The following is a 21,379-nucleotide window of genomic DNA, read 5'->3' as shown; positions in this document are numbered from 1 at the left end:
CACCGACGCCGCACTGGCCGAGATCGCCGCGCCGCGCTACGATTGCGCCGATGACGACTCACTCTGATCCAAGATTGGGGGCCCAATTCGCACACGGTGAGTGCTGATGCACCATCCGACCGCGAACGGGACCAATCCCCGACTTTCCTTCTGGCTGCGCGTGCGCGAGTTCGCCGTGCCGCCGTCCATGATCGAGACCGCGACCAACCGACGCCTCGCAGATGACTGGTCCGGGGCCTGTGCCGCAGCGGGTTTCGACGACGACATCGACCTGCGGGCACTGACCCGCAGGCATGGCCGGGATATCGCGACACAGGTCCTGGCCGACCTGCGACACCTGGCACCTGACCTGCTGCGATGGCATCTGCCGCGGGTGGCACCCGACGGACTGTTGCGCCCCGGACTGACTGTCGCGCTGGCGCGATATGGTCCGCCGGAACGCCGAAACAGTTGCAGCGAGCCCGGTTCGGTACAACTGGTGGCCCGCACCGCGCCTTCCTGGGCGGATGCCGGACAGCGGATCGTACTGACCCTGTGGGACGGCACGGACTCCACCCACCACCCCCATCCCCGCCCCAACCGGCGGTACCGACTCGACCTCCATCGGCACCTGTGGGACGTGCGATGGGTCGGTGATCTACGAATACGCTGCGGGACAGGGATATCACCGACCCTCGCCGCGGCCGATCCCGCCCTGGCCGAGTCGGTACCCGAGGGCTGCGCCGTGGAGCGCTGGGCGGCTGAAGCCGGAATCCTGCTCCGCGCGGACGGCCAGCGGGACGGACCCGTGCGGGTGCGGTGCGGGGGTCGGTACGACGTGGTGGTGGAGCCGATCGGCGGCGGCGCTGATCCCGCCGCGGTGCGGCTCGTGGACGACTACCCGCGAGGTCGGCTCGCCGCGCTCCCGGTGCTGCCCGATGCCGCGACCTGGGTGCTGCCCGATCTCGAGCTCCTTCGGTCGGGAGCGATCACCGCCGACCGGTTGCACCCGCTGGTTGCCGCCGCGCTGGAGCCGGGCTGGTCTCCGCCGGCTCCGTCCCCGACGCCGAATCGGGAGAACCGGATCAACTTGGTGGACTGCCGCGGTGAACGACACCGGATCGGACTGGCCGACGGTGCACTGATCGCACTCGATCACGACCCCGCCGAGGTCCGACGCGAGGAACTGCTCGTCGCACTGGGTGGCACCCCGCTACCGTGCCTGCAGGCCATCGACCAGGCCCATCGCCGTCCGGACTGCCTGCCCGGCGTTCGTGAACGTCTGGAGCACGGAGACGCCGCCGGGGCGCTGGCCGTCGTCGAAGGACTGCTCGGCCCCGACGCAGTCCTTCGTGACGGCCCCCTGTTGGACGAACTCCGGGCGTCCGCGGATCGCCGGAGCACGTACGACAGGTTTCGCACCGAACCGGTGGAGACGCCGCCCGTATCGCGATCGCGGCGCTCCAGGCGGTCGCGTCGCGCCCGCTCACGCTGAGCCCTCCCTCCACATCCCCGAAATCCGCTGTCCCGCAATGCGGCCGGATGGCCGCCGTCTGCGACTCCCTCGACAACACAGGTGATGCACATGTCTTCCACGCTCCTTCCGAACCGGTCCGGGACCGAACTCGACAGTGCCGCAGCACTGTCGGCGATGCTCGGCGCGGTCACCACCGAACCCCGTCCCGACGACCAACTCGAGGCCCTCACCCTGGCGGTGTCCGCGGACCTGCCGGTACTGCTGTGGGGTGAACCGGGAATCGGCAAGACCGCCGCCCTGACCCAGCTCGCCGAGGCCGTGGACCTTCCGCTGACCACCGTCATCGCGAGCGTCCACGAGCCGTCGGACTTCTCGGGTCTGCCCGTCCTCGGGGACGACCCGGCAACACACGGTGTCCCGATGGCCCCGCCCGACTGGGCCGTCCGGCTCGTGCAGGCCGGGCGGGGGCTGCTGTTCCTGGACGAACTGTCGACGGCACCGCCCGCCGTGCAGGCGGCCCTGCTCCGGCTCGTCCTGGAAAGACGAATCGGGGCACTGCAACTCCCGCCCGGTGTCCGCATCGTGGCCGCCGCCAACCCACCGTCCTCGGCGGCGGACGGCTGGGAACTGAGCCCACCGTTGGCGAACCGCTTCGTGCACCTGCACTGGACCCACGACCACGAGGTGGTCGTCCGGGGCCTGGGCGGGACCTGGCCGCGCGCGACGTTGCCCCGTCTCGACCCGGCCAAGTTCTCCGACGCGGTGACCTTCGCCCGCCGCGCGGTCTGCGAGCTCCTCACCGCTCGCCCCGCTCTCGTGCATCAACTCCCCAACAGTCAGACCCGCCGCGGCGGCGCCTGGCCGTCCCCGCGGAGCTGGGACATGACCGTGCGGCTGATCGCCTTCGCCACCGCCGCCTCGTCGTCGACGGACGTGCTGTCCCTGCTGGTCCGGGGCAGCGTCGGCGACGGGCCCGGTTTCGAGCTGCTGGCCGCCATCGACCGCATGGACCTCCCGGACCCCGAGAGTCTGCTCGCCGATCCGACGGCCGCCGACCTCCCCGATCGCGGCGATCTGCGCCAGGCCGTGCTCGACGCGGTGGTCGCCGCAGTCCGCCGACGGCCGGAGAAATCCCGCTGGGACGCAGCGTGGATGCTCCTGGTCGCCGCGGTGCAGACCGGGCCACCGGACCTCGTGGTCGTCCCGGCGACCACACTGGCCGCCCTGCGCCGGGAGGACTGGGAGGTGCCGGCGGAGATCGACCAGCTCGCCGGGGTCGTGTCGGTGTCCCTGGCGGCGGACCGCGCCGCCGACCGCGCCTCGGCGCAGGCCCGTCGATGACGGCGGCGCAGGCGCTCGATCCGGACAAGATCTACGCCGCCCGGCTGCACGCCGCGCGCGCCCGGCCTTACCTGGCGACCGCCCTGTATGCGCTGCACATTGTCGCGTCGCCCCGGGTGCCGACAATGGGTGTGGACCGGCACTGGCGCTGCTACGCCTCGCCCGTCTTCGTCGCCCAGCGGCCGGCGGAGGAGCTGGCCTCGCACCTGGTCCACGGGGTGTCGCATCTGCTGCGCGATCACCACGGCCGCAGCGACCGCTACGCCCGCGCACACGACCTGACCGGTCGCGCGGAGCGGCTACGGATGAACCTGGCCGCCGACGCAGAGATCAACGACGACGCGTTCGGCGACGGATTGCTGGTACCCGACGATGCCGTTCTGCCGTCGACCCTGGACTTGCCCGGCGGGCAGCTCATGGAGGACTACCTGCGCCAGTTCCGCCTCGGTCCCCGCACCGACGGTCTGACGTGGCTCGACTGCGGCAGCGGAGCCGACGGGCTGTGTCGGGAGTGGGAGCTCGGTCCAGACGGGGCGAACGGGCTCAGCGACCAGCAGCGGGACGCTGTCCGATTCCGGGTGGCACACAGCATCGTCGGTCGGCCCGGAAATGCGCCCCGCGGATGGCAGCGGTGGGCGGAGGAAGCCCTGCACCCGACACAGCCGTGGCGAGCCCTGCTGGGCGCGGCGATCCGCACGGCCACCTCCTCCTCCGGCACCGGAGAGAACTACACCTACCGTCGCCCGGCGCGGCGCTCCGCCGCCGTGCCCGGCGCGGTGCTGCCGAGCTTGCGGCGCACCCCACCCCGGGTGAGCGTGATCGTCGACACGTCGGGATCGGTCAGCGACGCGGACCTGGGCAGCGCACTGCTCGAGGTGGCCGCCATCACGCGGGCCGTGGGCGGGCGTCGCGACCTGGTCACGGTGCTGTCGTGTGACGCGGCGGCCCGGGTCGTGCACCCGCTGTGCCGGGCTGAGGACATTCCGCTGTTCGGCGGCGGTGGCACGGATCTGCGCGCCGGATTCACCAGAGCGCTGCGCAGTCGGCCCCGCCCCGACGTGGTGGTCGTCCTCACCGACGGCCAGACCCCTTGGCCGAGCAGCCGGCCAGGGTGTCGAACGGTGGTCGGTCTGTTCCCTCCGGTGGGTCCTCGAGGCCGGCCGGTCCTCGACTCCGTTCCGGACCGGCCACCGGGATGGGCGCAGGTGGTGGAGATCGGCACACCACGGGCCTGAGTGGCTCTGTGGTGCGTGTGACCCATGGGACCATGGTGGCGTGAGAGCACAGTCGGAGAGGGATCTGGCAGGGGACCGAGCCCGGACCCGCTCGGGAGGCGGGCATCCCGAGTCGTCCCGCAACGCGGAGACGGGACGATTGTCGCGCGGCGGCAGGGCGACAGGGTCGCCGCGGACTCGATTCAGGGTGTGGTCCGAGCGGCCGCTGTTCGACTTCCATGTGATCCTGAGCGTGACGGCGTTGCTCGTGACCGTCGGTCTGACGATGGTGTTGTCGTCGTCCAGCGTCGAGTCCTTCGTCTCGTCCGGCTCGCCGTATGCGCGATTCATCCCGCAGGCCATCTACGCCGCGATCGGTCTCGTCGCCTTCGTCGCCATCGTTCGGGTGAGCACCCGGACGATCCGCGCGCTGGCCCCGTGGTTGCTCGGGATCGCCGGTGTCCTCCTGGTCCTCGTGCTCATCCCCGGCATCGGTGTCGAGCAGATGGGTGCCCGCAGCTGGTTCGTGGTCGGCGGAATCTCGTTCCAGCCATCGGAGTTCGCGAAGGTCGCGCTGGCCATCTGGTGCGCGCATCTGCTCGCGACATACGTGTCGGCCGGTGTCGACGTCAACAAGGCGCTCAAACCGCTGGCCCTGGTGAGCGTTCTCGTCATGGCGCTGGTCGTCCTCCAGCGCGACCTCGGCACGATGATCACCATCGGCATCATCTTGATGGCCATGCTCTGGTTCGGTGGATTCCGCACCAGCACCGTCGCCGCGATCACGATCTCCGGTGGCGTGGCGTCCCTTGTCCTCGGCCTGACCGCGGGATACCGGTCCGATCGGATCAGGGCGTTCATGAATCCGACCATGGACCCGCAGGGCTTGAACTACCAGACCATCCAGGCCAAGTACGCCCTCGCGAGTGGCGGAGTGTTCGGCAAGGGGCTCGGCCAGTCGGACGCGAAGTGGAGCTACCTACCGCAGTCGCACAACGACTTCATCTTCGCGGTCATCGGGGAAGAACTCGGCTTCCTCGGAGCGTTCCTGATCATCGTGCTCTTCGCGATCGTCCTCCTGATCGGGATGCGTATCTCGCAGCGCTCGAGCGACCCGTTCCTGCGGATCCTCGCGGCCGCATCGACGACGTGGATCGTGCTCCAGGCGTTCATCAACATCGCCTACGTCGTCGGTCTGGTGCCGGTCACCGGTCTCCAGCTCCCGCTCATCTCCGCGGGCGGGACCTCGATGATCACCACGATGATGATGTTCGGTTTCATCGCGCACGCCGCGCTGCGCGAACCGGAAGCACTCGTCTCCCTGAACGGCGGCGGTAGCCGCTGGATGCGAACCGTGTTCGGTCGCCCCGTCGAACCGCCGAAGGCGCGGCCCGCGCGACGTGCCCGCGCCCCACGGACGCCCACCGACTCCGGCCGGACCACACGCCGGCCGTCCCAGGCACAGGCCCAGTCCGGGGCCCGGGCGCGGGACCGTGCCGACGACCAGCGACCCCGCGAACGATCGACGGCCCGCCGATCACGCAGGTAGAACCGCAACCGGATACCCCGACGCGCCGTTCGGGATCGGGAACTCGGTCCGCCTACGATCCGCGGAGGTCGGTACCCACGCAGGAGGTTGCTGTGATCAAGGTGAACCAGGTCGTCTCGCTCGCAGAGGCGGCGAAACTACGCGACGTCGACCTCGTGGGGATCTGCCTGGGCGATCCGGGGACGACCGACCGGCGGGTGGTCGACGCGGGCACGTTCGTAGCCCTGCAGGAGACGGTCGGTCCCCGAACGTCGCTGTACGTCGACGCGTCGGCGGGCTACGCCCCGGACAGCGTCGTCGATGCCGTCGATTCGCTGCGGCCCACCTACTTCGAGTTCAATGCGGTGGATTCGGCCAAGATCTCGAAAGTCGACGAGCAACTGGATCTGTTGCAGCGGCTGACGGTGCCGAAGATCGCGAACGGCTTCTTCATCCTGAAGGACGACGTGTCCCTGCTCGACGGTCTCGAGCATCTGGACCGGCTCGTCGACGCGGGCGTCGCCTACTTCCAGCTGGAGATCAACTCCTTGGTCGATGCCGGGTTCCGGATCTCGGCGTCGAACCGCAAACGGATGGTCACGATGTTCGCCCGATACCCGTGCATCGTCAGCGACGTCTGTGCCGCGGCTCCGGTGCCCCCGGAATTCGGTCATGCCGGGGTCTACTTCAATCTGGGGAACGGTCGGGTGCCCAGCTACGACTTCTCGGACAGGCAGAGCACTCTTCCGGGTGTCATCCGGGCACTCCGCTCGAGGTCGGGCGGCTGACCCGAAGGGCATCCGATCCGGTCCCGCCACATCGACCCATCGACATACGGCGGCCGTTACCGGGGCCAGGCTCCGTCAGCGTTGAAGGCTGGTTTGGCGAAGCGTTCCCCGATGAGGCGGTGGGTGGCGGCATCCGGGTGGAGTTGATCGGGCAGCGGCAGCTCCGCGTAGTCGGCGTCACCGTAGAGCTCGCACCCATCGAGGTAGTGCAGATGGGGGTCGTCCTCGGACCGCTGCGCAACGATGCGAACCAACTCGCTCCGAATGGCGCCGAGTGTCAGCTTCCCGGCCGCCCGTTCGGCTACACCAGCTTGGAGTTGAGCGGAGGGTTCAGTCACAGCGCTCCCGACTCTCAGGAGTCCTGGTCACGAATCCTGGACGCCCTGGACTCCCTGCTGGCCAACTGGCCCACGAACGACTCGGCTCGCTGATCTCGGGGGTGCCCCGCCGTCGGGAACGCGGTCGGTTGTGAACCGTGTTGACGGCATGTCCCGGCCGGCGGATCGGAAGTTCAGGGTGTTCCCCGATGCGTCCGCCTGCTGTGGGCGCGATGATCGGGCGATGAACATTGCCGGGTGGTGGACGCAGCTGAGCGGTGAGACGCGGGACTGGTTGGTCGAGCACAACGGGGAGCCGCTGACGCCGTCGGTCAGAGCCGAAGTGGTCGCCGTGAACGACGGCGACCTCGATCCGAGCTGGTGGTCGGGGGAGTCCGTCGACGGGCAGTCGGAGCTGACCGATGAGGCAATCGACTGGATCGAGGCGCGGGCGAACGACGAAGTCCCCGGACCCTGACGATCGCCGACCACCGGATCGCGACTTCCGTCGTAGGTTGAACCTCGCACATGACGGACAGGAGGCTGAGGTGGCAGAGACGACGGTGGCCGAGGTGATGGCCGAGCTGGCCGCGCTCGAGGACCCGAAGATCCGCAAGGTGAACGAGAAGCACGGTGACGATCACGGGGTGAACCTCGGCAAACTACGCGCGCTCGCCAAGCGGCTGAAGACGCAGCAGGAACTCGCGCGCCGGCTCTGGGGGACCGATGACACCGCGGCGAGGTTGCTGGCGATCCTGATCTGCCGCCCGAAGGCCTTCGAGCGTGACGAGTTGGACGTCATGCTCCGCGAGGCGCGCACCCCCAAGGTGCACGACTGGCTCGTGAACTATGTCGTCAAGAAGAATCCGCACGCCGAGGAGCTACGCGCGACCTGGTCGGCCGACCCCGATCCCGTGGTCGCGAGTGCCGGCTGGGCGCTGACCACCGAACGCGTGGCGAAGAAGCCGGAGGGCCTGGACCTCGCCGGACTGCTCGACGTCATCGAGGCGGAGATGAAGGACGCCCCGGACCGTCTGCAGTGGGCAATGAACCACTGTCTCGCTCAGATCGGGATCGAGCACGCCGAGTACCGCGACCGCGCCATCGACATCGGCGAGCGCCTGCGGGTGCTCGAGGACTACCCGACGCCGCCGAACTGCACATCTCCGTTCGCGCCCATCTGGATCACCGAGATGGTGCGGCGTCAGGGCGCGAAGTAGCTGGGCCCGACCGTGATCGGGCCCAGCTCGCGTTCGCCGTGCGAACTACTTTCGGCGTGATCGCACAGCGAGCCAGCCGCCGATACCGCCGACGGCGACCACAGCGGCAGCGACTGCGATCCAGACTCCGGAGAACGCGAGTCCGCTGGTCGTCGAATCCGAGTCGGCCGCGGCTGCCTCTGCCGCGGCATCGCCGTCCGCGGTGGCTTCCTCGGCGACCGTGCCACCGGCCGACGCGCTGGTGGCGGCCGAGCCCTCCCCGAAGATCCCGTCCGTGATCGCGGTCGAGTACGACGGGCCGGTCTCGGTGTCCCCACTGACGGTCAGGTCGAGTCGAATCGGCACCGGAAGGCCTGCGTCGCCGGACGGCGTCGAACCCACTTTCACCGCGATGTAGTACCAGCCCGGCACAGCCTCCTTGCGGATGGCGAGGTCCTCGGATGTGCGATTGCCGTATCGGATCGGCACCGTCGCGAACGCTGAGTCATTCGCCGGCAGTACGTACTCGGTGCCGGTGTAGGACCCGAAGTCCGAGTCGATCTCCTCGCGGGTGGGGGAGTACATGGTGGTCCGGACATTGGAGACGTTCTCCACACCGCGGCCACCGTTCGCGTCGTAGTGCACGCGGTACGCCAGCCCCTGGCCCCAGTCCAGCTTCACCCGGTAGAACACGAACTCGCCCGGCTGCAGAGTGTCGGTGTACCAGCCGCTGCCGTCGAGTTCGGTCGCGACGTTGAAGGATCCGCCTCCGGCCGCCGGGGTGCCCGATCCGACGGGTTCGACGAACGTGGTCGGCGACCCTACCGCCGCTGGGTCGGAGTCGGTTGCGGCGGGCTCGATCCCGACGAGCAGTTCGATCGGCAGCCGTTCCGGCGCCCCCTTGGAGGTCTTGTCCCAGCTGAGCGCGAAGTAGTAGCGCCCACCACCTCGGCACTTGTCGGCACCGGTGCCGTCGCCCGCGCGCTTCTCGGTTGCGCCGTCGAACGTCTCGGTAACCGTCAGCGCCGCACCGTCACTGGAGTAGACGAGCTGTTCGAATTCGTACTTGTTGCAGTCGCGGCCGTCCTCGCCGTACACGCGCATGCTCAGGACGTTCGTGTCCTCGACTCCTGGGATGCCGGGTACGCGGGGATACGACATGGTTCCGCTGACGTAGGCGGTGGCACCGTCCGGGATATCGACGGCGTAGTAGCGCGATTCCTTCTGCCCGAGGGTGTCCAGGTACTGGCCCGGTTCCGCGAGCGGCGCGGTCTCGTAGGTGGGCGCGCCAGTGATCGACGTGCCGGCGGCCTTGTAGTTGCGCAGTGCTGCGGCAGTGACCCGTGGCAAGGTCCGCTCCAGCGCCGGCCCGTCCGCGACATCGGTGTAGGTGCCGCCGGTGGCCTGTGCCATGCATGTCAGCTGAGCACGGGCCTTGTCATCGACTCCGAAGCCGATCGCGTGCATCACCAGATCGACACCCTGTGTCTTCAACTCCCTGGCGACCTCGCATGGTTCGGGCGGCGCACAGGTGTCCTCGCCGTCGGAAACCAGCACGATCGAACGCGGACCCGAGTTCGGCAGTTCCGCGGCGGCCTGGCGCAATGCGTTACCCATCGGCGTCCAACCGCTCGCTGCGATACCGTCGACCGCACTGTTCAGAGCGGCCCTGTCGAGAGTCTCCGGCTGGTGCAACACTCGGACGTCACGACAGCCGGCAGCCCTCTCAGCGTCATCACTTCCCGTGCCGGTGCCGTACACCGTGAGTCCCACCTTCGAATCTGTGGGCGCGCCGTCGACGAAGGCGTGGACGGCGTTCTTGGCGGCATCCATCATCGTGCCCGCCGGATCGGGCCGCTGCATGGAGCCGGACGCATCCAGAACGAGCATGGTCGGCGCGTATTGCGGGGCGAATTCCCCGCTCTCCTGCGCCTGAGCGGGCACTCCCGCCAAGGTCAGGCTGACAAGCCCGGCCGCAAGCCCCGCAGTAAAAGTGGTCAGTCGAACTGCAATCCTCGGCATTGTCCCCCGCCTGATTTGTGACCTCTGCTTCGATTTCGGTGCCCGACACTACAGAACCTTCGACATTGCTGACGGCCGTTGTCGCAGAACCGGTCCGACGTCGCGCCGTCCACCGCAGTCCGTTCCGGCACCCGCTCACACTCCCGACGTGGGCTCCGCTCACAGGATGCGAACGGCTTACGGCCTGAGGCGTAGACGCCCGAATCGCAGAATGAATCCATTCTGGAGAATGCTCGGGACGTTCGTGGCAGTCTGCACATCCCGGCGAGCTGCACGGCTCCGAATGTGATTGTGTGAGCACAGTTCAGGTCGTACGTCCGGTAACGAAGGGAGACGGTTCGCGATATGTCCAGAGCGCGGCGACGTCTCGGTTCCCGCGGTCTCGGATCCAGGGGAGTGATCATGAGCAGACATTTGATTCGTCGCGGCGGTGCAGCGGCGCTCGCAGCAGCCGGACTCAGCACTGCGGTGGCGGCCGGCGGAGGCGCAGTCGCGAACGCCCAGCCTGCCCCGCCCACATCGACGACCATGACGTGCGGAAGCGCGAATCCTCTCTTTTGGGCCCCGGCGTTCACGTGGACCATCAATGCCGCGTCGGGAGAGTCGCTCCGTCCCGGTGGGGCCGCGCTGGAGCCGTCGATCCTGCTCAGCGGCGGCAACGAACTGCCCGCGCCTCCCGCCGGCCTGCTGCCGAGCTTCGGCGTCAACTGGTACGGCACACGGGTGTTGGTCGACTGGCACAACACCACGACCGGAGAGTCCGGCCGCAGCGTCAGCGACGAGGCCGCCTGGCAGCAGAAGCCCGGAATCCCGGTCAACCGAACCTGGACCGGGACTGGGACGGTGGACTTCACCGTCACCGTCGAGACCGGCGCGGGATGGCGGTTCATCAATCCGCAGAACGCCGTCTGCCAGGGAACGATCTCAGTGGTACCCGGGCGGCCGTAAAGGCCCGGGCGATGGTCGTGACCCCGATGTCGCTCCCGCGGCGGCGCCGAACCACGTGGGCAGCTGACTGACCAGATCCTGCTGATCCTCACCGACCCACGCGACGTGGCCGTCCGGCCGCAGCAGTGCGGCGGGCACGTCCAGTTCCTCGCTGACGTCGACGACGTGGTCGATCCGATCCGCCCATCCCGACACCGAGAGCCGGCCGGTCTGGTCCAGCAGCAGTCCACGACCGGCGTGCATCTGCCCGTAGAGGTGCCCCCGCTCGAGCCTGACGTCCCGCAGCCGCCGGCCGAGCAGTTCGTGCCCCGCGCCGAAGTCGTAGCGGATCCCGATGGCGGTGATCTTCTCGATCAGGTACCGGTTCACGTCCTCGAAGTCCATCAGTTCCGCCACCAGCCGGCGCACTGCCTGGGCGCCGGGCTCGAGGGACATCAGCTCCATCAGCACGCGGGTGGTGTCCAGCACGTCGGCGGCCACCGGGTGCCGTTCGGTGTGATAGCTGTCCAGAAGACCCTCCGGCGCCCAGCCCCCCACCTCGGCAGCCAGTTTCCAGCCCAGGTTGAACGCGTCCTGGATGCCCAGGTTGAGTCCCTGCCCGCCGCTCGGTGGGTGGATGTGCGCCGCGTCGCCGGCCAGCACCACCCGTCCGGTCCGGTAGCGCTCGGCCAGCCGGGTCGCGTCGCCGAAGCGGGACAGCCAACGCGGTGAGTGCACACCGAAGTCGGTGCCGGCGATGGCGCGCAGTTGCTGCTTCAGCTCATCCAGGGTGGGCGGGACCGTGCGGTCCTCGGCCACTCCCGCCGCGGGAACGATGACGCGGTACATCCCGTCCCCGAGGGGCATGGCGCCGAACCGCAACTGGGTCTTGCGGACCTGGGCCATCACGGCGTCGAGGGTCGCGGTCGATGCCGTCAGAGCTACCTCCCCGAGCAGCGTCTCCACCCGGCTCGGCTCGCCGGGAAAGCCGATGCCGAGCAGTTTGCGCACCGTGCTGCGGCCGCCGTCGCAGCCGACGAGGTAGTTCGAATGCAACCGGGTGCCGTCGGCCAGCAGGGCGGTCACCGAGTGGTCGTCCTGACTCAGCCCTACCAGTTCGCAGCCGCGCCGGATCTCGACTCCGAGTTCGGCGGCATGCTCGGCCAGGAGACGGTCGGTCACAGGCTGCGGGATGCCGAGGACGTACGGGTGCGCGGTGTCGAGCCGTTCGGGTTGCGGCTTGGGAATGCCGGCGAAGAAGCCGTTGACCGGGTGCCGCCGTCCGTGCGCGAGGAACCTGTCGAGGAGACCACGCTGGTCCATCACCTCGATGCTGCGCGCGTGCAGGCCGAGGGAGCGGACCACTTCGGTGGGCTTCGTCTCCTTCTCCAGTACGAGCACGTGCACCCCGTGCAGCCGCAACTCGGCGGCGAGCATCAGGCCGGTCGGTCCGCCGCCGGCAACGATCACGTCGATCATCGAGACCCCCGTTCGAGAAGGTTGCATTTCGGCCAGCTGCTCCGCGTGGGCCGGAGGTGCGCACACCGGCACCGCGTGTCCCTGATTTCCGCAGGTTCTGGCCTCGGCCGGAGATTCTGCAGCACTACCGGGGTCTTGCCGCAAGGCCCCGGGTGCGCGGTATGTCGAGAGTGGCGAGGAGCGGGTAATCCCCTCGTCTTCGTCTTTCATGGAGCGATACATCCGTTCGATCCGCACGGCACGACGCCTTGTGCTCGCGCCCGCGGCTAGGGTGGCGGGCATGATGGGGGAGAGGCGCTGGGGAGCGTCGTTGTTGCCGGCGGCCGTGGCGATCGGTGCCCTGCTCGGGTGCACAGTGAACGACGAACAGCCAACGGCCGCTGACAGGTTCACCCCTGCCGAGGGTGGCCGCGCCCTTCACCTGCCGGACGTCGGCGCGGCGGAGGACTCGTGGCTGGAGCTGGGGGTGTCGTGGACCGGCCGGGTGTCGTTGCCGCAGAACGGATTCACGGCCTGCCACCACTACACGGACCCGCTGGCGGGCGGCGAGAGCTGGGGGTACGAGGTGACCACCAGCGACTTCACCGACTACGACGGTGGCGGCGAGTCGCCGGGCCAGGACTTCTCGATCCAGGCGAGTCTGAACATCCTGTTCGGGGACGGCGACGAGCGGACGAACGCGGTGTCGATCGCCTTCTCCGGCCCGGACGGCGAGCACTACCGACTCGGCGGCACCACCGGCGAGGGCCTGCGGGTCGCGGCCGGCGAGGACCATACGGCCCTGACGTTCACGATCAACGGCCTGGCCACCAGTATCGATCGCGATCCGGTCTGGACCGCGGCCGCCGGATCGATTCGGTGCGACTCGATCGAGGAGATCGCGAACGGTCGCACCTCGTGAGATCCGCTTCACCGATCGTGAAGGGTCTCCGGCGGCGACCGCCGGAGACCCTTCACGATCGATCCGTCCGGGCTACGCCGTGAACTGCCCGACGGTGCCGAGTGCGGTGCAGGTGGTGCCGGAGTCGTACTTCACCTGACCGAACAGCGCCGCGAGGACCGTGCCCTCGCCGGTCTCCACCGTCTTCGACAGCGTCGGCACGTTCAGGAGCGTGTCGTCGAGCGGCACGACCCCACCCTCGAGCGTCGTCACGTTGAACCACGCCACCTGCAGGCCCGATTCCTTGGGAATGGCGAGATGTGCCGGCACCGCCTGGAAGCGCAGGTTGCCGCGCTCGATCCACGGCGGCAGCGGGAAGTTCGGCCCGGCCTGCGCGCTCGCGACGGTCACCGTCATCGGATTGCCCGCGACCCCGCATCCGAATGTGGGCGCCGGGAACATGAAGTCCTTCGCCGTGGTGGCGCCGACCTCCTGGCCGGTCGCGCCTTCGATGAGCTCGGTGACCCCGGGCGTGCCGAGCAGGCCACCGAGGAAATCGGATGCCTGGGGAGCGTTCTTGGTGAACTGCTCGAGCAGGCCCTGCAGCGGCGGGGGCGCGGGTGCCACCGGGGCCGCGGTCGCGACGCCCGAGAACACGATCGCACCGGCGGCCGCACCCGCGACCGCGACGGACAGGCGGGTCAACAATCGGCGTGTGGTGGTGCTGCGGCCGAAGCGACGAGACATGTGAACTCCTCCCTGGGGACCGGCCCTCCCAGCCGATCGATACCGGTACTCGACCACGCGAGAAGTCTCTACGTCAACTTTAGGGTTAGACCGTTACGGGATCGAATCCGGGCGCGTGGGAGCATTTCGGTGCCCCCGATCGTTGAGCAGGCAGAGCATCCCGCCACACACCCGGCGGGCGACCCACCGAGAGGATCCACCATGATCGCGCCCCTGTTCCTCCTCTACGCCCTGGTGGAGGTCGGTGTCCTGATCTGGGTCGGCAGCACGATCGGCGTGCTGTGGACGGTGCTGTTGCTGATCGCCGGATCCGCGGTGGGCATGGTGCTGATCAGGTCGCAGTGGCGCGTGGTGATGGACGGTTTCCGCCGGGCGACCCGCGGCGAGGCATCCCCGACCGGCGCGGTCGCCGACGGCGCGATGGTCGCCGCCGGTTCGGTGCTGATGTTCGTGCCGGGACTGGTGACGTCGGTCCTCGGCCTGCTGATGCTGCTGCCGCCGACGCGGTGGGCACTGCGACCGGCGGCGGTCCTGCTGGCGGGCAAGCGGGCCAACGTGACACTGGCGGGCGTCGAGTTCGCGTCCCGCGCCCGGGGAGGCCGCGGAAGTGGTGGGGGAACGGTGATCGACGGCGAAGTGGTCGACGTGTACCCGGACGTGTACCCCGACACCCCGACCCAGGGGCCCCGCGCGCTGCCGTAACAGGCAGACTGGATGCCCGTGAGTACCCAACTGTTGGTCGACGGCCGCATCTACAGTCCCAGCGCCCCCGACGCGACCGCGATGGCGGTCACCGACGGCATCGTCGTCTGGATCGGCGAGGACCGTCCGGGCCGCGCCCTGCATCCCGACGCCGAAGTGATCGAACTCGACGGCGCCTTCGTCACCCCCGGATTCGTCGACACCCACGTCCACGTCACCGCCCTCGGTCTGCAGCTGACGGGCCTCGATCTCGGCGGGGCCCGCAGCAAGGCCGAATGCCTCGACCTGGTGCGCCGGTTCGCGCAGACGCACGACGGCGCGGTGATCTGGGGACACGGCTGGGACGACAGCCGCTGGGCCGACGCCGCGCCCACGACCGCCGAACTCGACGCCGCCGCCCCGGGCCGGTCGGTGTATCTCACCCGGATCGACGCGCACTCCGCGCTGTGTTCGACCGCGTTGTGCGCCGCGGTGCCCGACCTCGCGTCGGCCGCCGGCTTCACCCCCGACGCCGCCGTCAGCGGCGATGCGCACCACCTGGTCCGCGCCCGGGCCCGCACCCTGCTCACCGCGGCGCAGCGGGTAGCCGCGCGCGTCGCGGCGCTCGACCACTTCGCGGCGCAGGGCGTCGTCGCCGTCCACGAGTGCGGCGGCCCCGACGTCGGTGGTCTCGACGACTTCCGGGAACTGCTCGCGCTGTCGCACGGGGTGGAGGTGCGCGGCTACTGGGGCGAGGCGGTCGATTCCCCCGAGGCCGCGGCCGACCTGCTCGCTCGCACCGGCGCGCACGCGCTCGGCGGCGACCTGTTCATCGACGGCGCGCTGGGTTCCCGCACCGCGGCCCTGCTCGAGCCGTACCACGACTGCGCGGGCCACACGACGAACCCGCGGGGCAACAGCTATCTCGACGTCGACGCGGTGGCCGCGCACGTCCGGGCCTGCACGCTCGCCGGCATCCAGGCCGGCTTCCACGTGATCGGGGACGGTGCCGTCGCCACCGCGGTCGCGGCGTTCGAGAACGTCGCCACCGAACTGGGCGGGCCCGCGCTCGCCGCCCGCGGACATCGCCTCGAGCACCTCGAGATGGTCGCCCCCGAGCAGGCGGCCCTGTTGGGTGGGTGGGGTGTGATCGCCAGCATGCAGCCGATGTTCGACGCCCTCTGGGGCGGCGCCGACGGCATGTACGCGCAGCGGCTCGGCGCCGAGCGCGCGCTGCGGATGAACCCGTTCGCGCCCATCGCCTCGACCGGGATGTCGCTGGCGTTCGGCTCGGATGCCCCGGTGACCCCTGTCGATCCGTGGGCGATGCTCCGGGCGGCGGTCCACCACCGCACGCCGGGCAGCGGGGTGTCGCCGCGCGCGGCCTTCTCCGCGGCGACGCGGGGCGCGTGGCGGGCCGGCGGCGTCCGCGACGGCATGGCCGGCACGCTCACCCCGGGCGCGCCGGCGTCGTACGTGGTGTGGGACGCCGACGAACTCGTCGTCTCGGCGCCCAAGGACTCGGTGCAGCGCTGGTCGACCGATCCGCGCTCGCGCGTGCCGGCGCTGCCGCGGCTCGAGGACGGCGCACGCACCCCCGTGTGCGTGCGCTCGGTGCACCGCGGGGTCACCGTCCATGGGGCGTGACCGGAGCGCCCTGACCGCGACACTGCGCGACTGCGTGCTCGCGGTCGTGTCCGGCCTGCTGCTGTTCGCGAGCTTTCCGCCGCGCCCACTGTGGTTCCTGGCCCCGGTCGGAGTCGCGCTGCTGGTGGCGGTCCTCACCGGCTACGGCCGCGGGGGGCGCACACTGCGCGCCGGATTCGGCTACGGCTACCTCGCCGGGCTCGGGTTCCTGGTGCCGTTGCTGCCGTGGATCGGCGAGTACGTGGGACCGCTGCCCTGGCTGGCGCTGTCCGCCGCGGAGTCGGTGTTCATCGGGCTGTTCGGGCTCGGCACCGTGCTCGTCCACCGGCTGCGCGCGCCGGTGTGGGTGGTCGCACTGGCGGTCGCGGCGGTGTGGAGTCTCACCGAATGGCTGCGCTCGTCGGTGCCGTTCGGCGGATTCCCGTGGGGCAAGCTCGCGTTCGGTCAGCCCGACGGCTGGCTGCTGCCCCTGGCCGCGCTGGGCGGGGCGCCGCTGCTCAGTTTCGGCGTCGCGCTCACCGGCACCGGCCTCGCGGCGGTGGCACTCGTGGCCGCCCGCAACCGCAGCCTCCGGGCATTCGCGGGACCGCTCGTGGTCGCCGTGTCCGCGTCGGCGGTCGCCCTCGCGGCCGTGCCGTACGTGCACGCGGACAGCGACGGGGACCGCACCATCACCGTGGCAGCGATCCAGGGCAGCGTGCCCCGGCTCGGCCTGGAGTTCAACGCGCAGCGTCGCGCGGTCCTCGACAACCATGTCCGCCGCACCTTCCAACTCGCCGACGACGTAGCCGCCGGCCGCGCGCCGCAGCCCGACCTGGTGATCTGGCCCGAGAACGCGTCGGACATCGACCCGCTCCGCAACGCGGACGCCGCCGAGGAGATCACCGCCGCGTCGGAGGCGGTCGGCGCCCCGATCCTGGTCGGAGCCGTCCTCGTCAACGCCGACGGCACCACCACCAACTCCGTGATCGTGTGGGACGGCGCGCAGGGGCCCGGCGAGCGTCACGACAAGCGGATCATCCAACCGTTCGGGGAGTACCTGCCGTACCGGGACTTCTTCCGGCTGTTCTCGTCGTACGCCGACCAGGCCGGCAATTTCGTCCCCGGTCACGGCAACGGCGTCGTCACCGCCGACGGCATCGAGGTCGGTGTCGCGACCTGCTACGAGGTCGCGTTCGACCGGGCACTCACCGAATCGGTCCGCAACGGCGCGGAGCTGATCGCGGTGCCGACCAACAACGCCACGTTCGGCGACACCGAGATGACTTACCAGCAGTTGGCGATGTCGCGGGTGCGCGCCGTCGAGCACCGGCGCGACGTGGTGGTCTCCGCGACCAGCGGGGTCAGCGCGATCATCGGGGCGGACGGTTCGGTGGGGCAGGAATCGGCCCTTTTCGTGCCCGCGGCCCTGGTGTCGGAGGTCTCACTACGTACCGGTACTACGCTGGCAACTCGGCTCGGCCCGATTCCGGAGGTTCTCCTGTGTCTCGGTGCCGCCGCCGCCCTCGTGTTCGCTGCCGTGCGCAGCCGGCGGGGCGACGGATCGGCCGGCAAGACGACGCAGACCGACTGCGACGTACAGGACACACAGAAGGCACCGGCCTCGGCCGGCAGGGAGGATCTCGATGTCAGCGGGGACGCCGAACGGGGGCAACGCGCGACCGAGCGCACGGACCCTGGTGATCATTCCGACGTATAACGAACGCGAGAACCTGCCGCTGATCGTCGGCCGGCTGCACGCCGCGCTGCCGGCGACCGACGTCCTCGTCGTCGACGACGGCAGCCCGGACGGCACCGGCGGTCTCGCCGACGAGCTCGCCGCGGCCGACGACGCCCGCCGCATCCACGTGATGCACCGCACCGAGAAGAACGGCCTCGGTGCCGCGTACATCGCCGGCTTCCGATGGGGCCTGGAGCGCGACTACACGGTGCTGGTCGAGATGGACGCCGACGGCAGTCACGCACCCGAGCAGTTGCACCGGCTGCTCGACCAGGTGGACGCGGGCGCCGACCTCGTGCTCGGGTCGCGGTACGTGCCCGGCGGGACCGTCGTGAACTGGCCCAAGCACCGCGAATGGCTCTCCCGCGGCGGCAACATCTACTCCCGCCTCGCGCTCGGCGTGCGGATCCAGGACATCACCGGTGGCTACCGCGCGTACCGGCGCGAGGTGCTCGAGGCGCTGGATCTCGCGGCCGTCGAATCGCACGGCTACTGCTTCCAGGTCGATCTCGCGTGGCGGGCGATCAACCAGGGGTTCACCGTCACCGAGGTGCCGATCACGTTCACCGAGCGGGAGATCGGCGAGTCGAAGATGAGCGGCAACATCGTCCGGGAGGCGCTGCTCAAGGTCACCCGATGGGGGCTGGCCAAGCGTGCCGGCCAGGTGAAGGCACTGCTCGGGCGGTAGTGCGGGCGCGAGCGTGGGGCCGGCGGGGGAGCCCCACCGAGTCCCGCTGAGCGGGAAGCCGCCACAAGAGGTTGCCGTCGCGAAATACCTTCTGCTCGTGACGATCCGAAACCAGACGTTCCCGCACCTGCTCGCTCCCGGCACGATCGGGCCCATCACGTTGGAGAACCGGGTCGTTCTCCCCGCCATGGACATGAACCTCTGCGAGGACGGCGAGATCCACCAGGGCGACATCGACCACTTCGCCGCCCGCGCCGAGGGTGGTACCGGTCTGATCATCACGGGCTGCTGCGCCGTCGCGTACCCGGCGGGCTGCACCAGCCGCAAGGAGCCGGGCCTGTCCGAGGACCGGTTCATCCCCGGCCTGAAGGCGCTCGCCGACGCGATCCACGAGGCGGGCAGCAAGCTGTGCGTGCAGATGACGCACCACGGCAAGGTCGCCCGGATCGACACCCTCGACGGCCGCCCGCAGCTGGTGCCGTCCATTCCGAAGCCGCCCGGTGACATGAGTGCGATGGCCGACTGCACCCCCGCGGAACTCGGGAAGATGGCCGCCATCCAGGAGGGCAAGAAGGCCACCTACCACGAGGCCACCCAGGACGATCTCGACTGGCTGGTCCGCATGTTCGCGGAGGCGGCGGGCCGCGTGAAGGCCGCCGGCGGCGACGCGGTCGAGATCCACTGCGCCCACAACTATGTGCTCGGCGGCTTCCTGAGCCGCTACTCGAACCAGCGCACCGACGAGTACGGCGGATCGCTGGAGAATCGGGCGCGGCTGTCGTGCGAGGTGATCCGCGCGGTCAAGGCCGAGGTCGGCGACAGCCTCGCGGTCATCGTCCGTCTGGCGGGGCAGGAGTACGGCGAGTCCGAGGGCCTGACCCCCGAGGAGGCCGCCGGCGCGGCCGCCATGTTCGAGAAGGCCGGCGCGGACGCCATCCACGTCACGGGCACCGCACTGAACGCATTCGCGAACTTCACCGACGGCCCGCTGCCCGACAAGGTCGGCTACTACACCGACAACGCCGCGGTCGTGAAGCGTGCGGTGTCGATCCCGGTCATCACCGTCGGTCGCATGCTGCCCGAGGTCGGCGAGCAGATGATCTCCGAGGGCCGGACCGACTTCGTCGCCATGGGCCGCCAGCTGCTGGCCGATCCCGGCCTGGTCAACAAGCTCGAGGCCGGCCGCAGCGAGCAGGTCCGTCCCTGCATCAACTGCTACGTGTGCGTGCAGGAGAACTTCTGGGACGACACCCCGCTGTGCGCGGTGAACCCGGCACTCGGCAACGAGACACTGCTGCCGTTCCCGGCGAGCACGACCCGCAAGCATGTCGTGGTGGTCGGTGCCGGTCCGGGTGGACTGGAGACCGCCCGTGTCGCCACCGAGCGTGGTCACCGTGTCACGCTGCTGGACAAGACCGACCGCCTCGGCGGAACGCTGTGGTTCTCCACCCTCACCACCCCCGACAACGAACGCCTGCTGAACTGGCTCAGCAACGAGGTCCGGCGTCTGGGCGTCGACGTCCGGCTGAACACCGACGCCACGGCCGCGACCATCAAGGCCCTCGCGCCCGACGCCGTCGTGGTCGCGACCGGTGCGGTGCGAGCGCGGCCGAGCGTCCCCGGCGGCAACCTGCGGCACGTGCACACCGGTGACAGCCTGCGTGGCCTGATGACCGGCACCGGCGACGTCTCCGACCAATCGCTGTTCCTGCGGGTCGCGGGCAGGCTCGGTGGGCTCGTCGGCATCACCAAGAGCCCCGAGAAGATCCGCGTCCTGAGCCGCAAGTTCCTCAAGTTCCTGCCGATGAGCAAGAACGTCGTCGTCATCGGCGGGTCGCTCGTCGGTCTCGAGCTCGCGGAGTTCCTCGCCGAGCGTGGTAGCCGGGTGACGCTGATCGAGGAGGGCCAGCAGTTGGGCGTCCCGATGGCGATGCCGCGCCGCTGGACCGCGGTCAAGCACGCCAAGGAGCTGGGCGTGAACATCCAGCGCAACGCGACGGTCGAGCGCATCACCAAGAAGTCGGTCGAGTTCACGGTCGGGGGCAAGACGCTGTCCGTGCCGGCGAGCATGGTCGTGGTGGCGTCGGGGGTCTCGGCGGCGGCGCCGCTGGCCGATGTGCTGGCACGCGACGGCGTCGACGTCCGCGTCGTCGGTGACGCCGGCGAGGTCGACTACATCGAGGGCGCGATGCACTCGGCGTGGAAGGCCGCCACCGCCATCTGATCCCGATTCTTCGTCTCGACCCGAGCCCACCCGCGCCCTCGCCGCACGGGTGGGCTATCACGTTTTGGGACTAGCATGGTGTAACAGCCCCGGTGTGTCGCTCGATCTAAATAATGGTGTGCATCACTCTTCGTCGGAACGATCGAGAGGTGTAGTGGTGACCAACCCGTTTGACGACCACGATGCGAACTTCCTGGTGCTGGTCAACGAGGACAACCAGTATTCGCTCTGGCCCGCGTTCGCAGATGTTCCCGCCGGCTGGGCCGTAGCGCACGGGAAGGACACCCGCCGCGCCTGTGTCGACTACATCGACACCAACTGGACCGACCTTCGGCCGGGCACTCTGCTCGCCGCGCGGGAGCATGATTCGTCGTTCGATTAGGCGTCCCGAAAGGCGCCTGCGAGCCCCTCGATCCGACCCCCGACAGGGGCGCACGGACGAATCGGACCGAAGGGGCATTTTTGCCTATCTACCAGGCCATATGTCGGTCTTTCGTGCGGCCGGAAACCGTCCGGGCGGC

At 69.7% G+C, this 21,379-nt stretch carries 19 protein-coding genes; 15 read left to right on the top strand and 4 right to left on the bottom strand.

The annotated features are described in order from the left end of the window. The first annotated feature begins 100 nt into the window (after positions 1-100). The 5 genes from J2X34_RS05140 to J2X34_RS05120 all read left to right on the top strand — a co-directional run bounded on the left by J2X34_RS05140 (position 101) and on the right by J2X34_RS05120 (position 6,327). Positions 101-1,474, top strand: a complete 1,374-nt coding sequence (locus tag J2X34_RS05140; protein WP_429516296.1) for a hypothetical protein — start codon at positions 101-103, stop codon at positions 1,472-1,474. 84 nt (positions 1,475-1,558) lie between these two features. Continuing rightward, complete coding sequence (locus J2X34_RS05135; RefSeq protein WP_174910246.1) at positions 1,559-2,797, top strand: AAA family ATPase; 1,239 nt, start codon at positions 1,559-1,561, stop codon at positions 2,795-2,797. Continuing rightward, positions 2,794-4,032 (top strand): vWA domain-containing protein, encoded by a 1,239-nt coding sequence (locus J2X34_RS05130; protein WP_429516295.1) that lies wholly within the window; start codon positions 2,794-2,796, stop codon positions 4,030-4,032. Before J2X34_RS05135 ends, J2X34_RS05130 begins: the two co-directional genes overlap by 4 nt. A 187-nt stretch (positions 4,033-4,219) precedes the next feature. Next, positions 4,220-5,560: a putative lipid II flippase FtsW gene (gene ftsW, locus J2X34_RS05125; protein ID WP_429516294.1), complete on the top strand. Its 1,341-nt coding sequence runs from the start codon at positions 4,220-4,222 to the stop codon at positions 5,558-5,560. A gap of 92 nt (positions 5,561-5,652) precedes the next feature. Then, positions 5,653-6,327: a hypothetical protein gene (locus J2X34_RS05120; RefSeq protein WP_429516293.1), complete on the top strand. Its 675-nt coding sequence runs from the start codon at positions 5,653-5,655 to the stop codon at positions 6,325-6,327. A 56-nt stretch (positions 6,328-6,383) separates the two neighbouring features. On the opposite strand, the gene J2X34_RS05115 is transcribed toward J2X34_RS05120, so the two are convergent. Then, positions 6,384-6,665 (bottom strand): hypothetical protein, encoded by a 282-nt coding sequence (locus tag J2X34_RS05115; RefSeq protein WP_429516292.1) that lies wholly within the window; start codon positions 6,663-6,665, stop codon positions 6,384-6,386. A 223-nt stretch (positions 6,666-6,888) separates the two neighbouring features. On the opposite strand from J2X34_RS05115, the gene J2X34_RS05110 reads away from it, so the two are divergent. Then, complete coding sequence (locus tag J2X34_RS05110; RefSeq protein ID WP_429516291.1) at positions 6,889-7,122, top strand: hypothetical protein; 234 nt, start codon at positions 6,889-6,891, stop codon at positions 7,120-7,122. A 70-nt stretch (positions 7,123-7,192) separates the two neighbouring features. Continuing rightward, a complete protein-coding gene (locus J2X34_RS05105; protein ID WP_429516290.1) occupies positions 7,193-7,864 on the top strand; it encodes a DNA alkylation repair protein in 672 nt (223 codons plus the stop codon). 45 nt (positions 7,865-7,909) lie between these two features. Here J2X34_RS05105 and J2X34_RS05100 read toward each other — a convergent pair whose 3' ends face one another. After that, positions 7,910-9,733 carry a vWA domain-containing protein gene (locus J2X34_RS05100; protein ID WP_429516289.1) on the bottom strand — a complete coding sequence of 608 codons (1,824 nt, stop codon included), beginning with the start codon at positions 9,731-9,733 and terminating at the stop codon, positions 7,910-7,912. A gap of 534 nt (positions 9,734-10,267) precedes the next feature. Between J2X34_RS05100 and J2X34_RS05095 the strand changes: the two genes are divergently transcribed. Continuing rightward, a complete protein-coding gene (locus tag J2X34_RS05095) occupies positions 10,268-10,813 on the top strand; it encodes a hypothetical protein (protein ID WP_114722458.1) in 546 nt (181 codons plus the stop codon). On the opposite strand, the gene rox is transcribed toward J2X34_RS05095, so the two are convergent. Further along, positions 10,790-12,271, bottom strand: coding sequence for a rifampin monooxygenase (gene rox / locus J2X34_RS05090; protein WP_429516288.1), 1,482 nt, complete (start codon positions 12,269-12,271; stop codon positions 10,790-10,792). The two genes, J2X34_RS05095 and rox, sit on opposite strands and share 24 nt — an antisense overlap. Before the next feature lie 280 nt (positions 12,272-12,551). On the opposite strand from rox, the gene J2X34_RS05085 reads away from it, so the two are divergent. Beyond that, complete coding sequence (locus tag J2X34_RS05085; RefSeq protein ID WP_258557942.1) at positions 12,552-13,172, top strand: hypothetical protein; 621 nt, start codon at positions 12,552-12,554, stop codon at positions 13,170-13,172. A gap of 72 nt (positions 13,173-13,244) precedes the next feature. Here the strand turns inward: J2X34_RS05085 and J2X34_RS05080 are convergent, their stop codons facing one another. After that, a complete protein-coding gene (locus J2X34_RS05080; RefSeq protein WP_429516287.1) occupies positions 13,245-13,898 on the bottom strand; it encodes a hypothetical protein in 654 nt (217 codons plus the stop codon). Positions 13,899-14,099: 201 nt separating this feature from the next. Here J2X34_RS05080 and J2X34_RS05075 point away from each other — a divergent pair, with 201 nt between their 5' ends. From J2X34_RS05075 to J2X34_RS05050, 6 genes are all read left to right on the top strand, one after another. Further along, positions 14,100-14,600, top strand: coding sequence for an FxsA family protein (locus J2X34_RS05075; RefSeq protein WP_429516286.1), 501 nt, complete (start codon positions 14,100-14,102; stop codon positions 14,598-14,600). Between the two features lie 12 nt (positions 14,601-14,612). Beyond that, a complete protein-coding gene (locus J2X34_RS05070; protein ID WP_114722359.1) occupies positions 14,613-16,226 on the top strand; it encodes an amidohydrolase in 1,614 nt (537 codons plus the stop codon). Then, the gene (lnt, locus tag J2X34_RS05065) at positions 16,216-17,925 is read left to right on the top strand and encodes an apolipoprotein N-acyltransferase (protein ID WP_114722360.1); all 1,710 of its coding nucleotides are present in this window, start codon (positions 16,216-16,218) and stop codon (positions 17,923-17,925) included. The genes J2X34_RS05070 and lnt overlap by 11 nt, the downstream gene beginning before the upstream one ends. After that, on the top strand, positions 17,852-18,634 hold the full coding sequence (locus tag J2X34_RS05060) for a polyprenol monophosphomannose synthase (RefSeq protein WP_114722460.1): 783 nt from the start codon (positions 17,852-17,854) through the stop codon (positions 18,632-18,634). Before lnt ends, J2X34_RS05060 begins: the two co-directional genes overlap by 74 nt. Positions 18,635-18,731: 97 nt before the next feature. Continuing rightward, positions 18,732-20,858 (top strand): FAD-dependent oxidoreductase, encoded by a 2,127-nt coding sequence (locus J2X34_RS05055; RefSeq protein WP_429516285.1) that lies wholly within the window; start codon positions 18,732-18,734, stop codon positions 20,856-20,858. Positions 20,859-21,015: 157 nt separating this feature from the next. After that, a complete protein-coding gene (locus tag J2X34_RS05050; protein ID WP_429516284.1) occupies positions 21,016-21,240 on the top strand; it encodes an MbtH family protein in 225 nt (74 codons plus the stop codon). Positions 21,241-21,379: the final 139 nt, after the last annotated feature.

This window comes from Rhodococcus sp. BE178 (assembly GCF_050433545.1).
GTDB lineage: Bacteria > Actinomycetota > Actinomycetes > Mycobacteriales > Mycobacteriaceae > Prescottella.
Note: the sequence above shows the minus strand (reverse complement) of the source record. Positions and strands in the feature narration are given on the sequence as shown.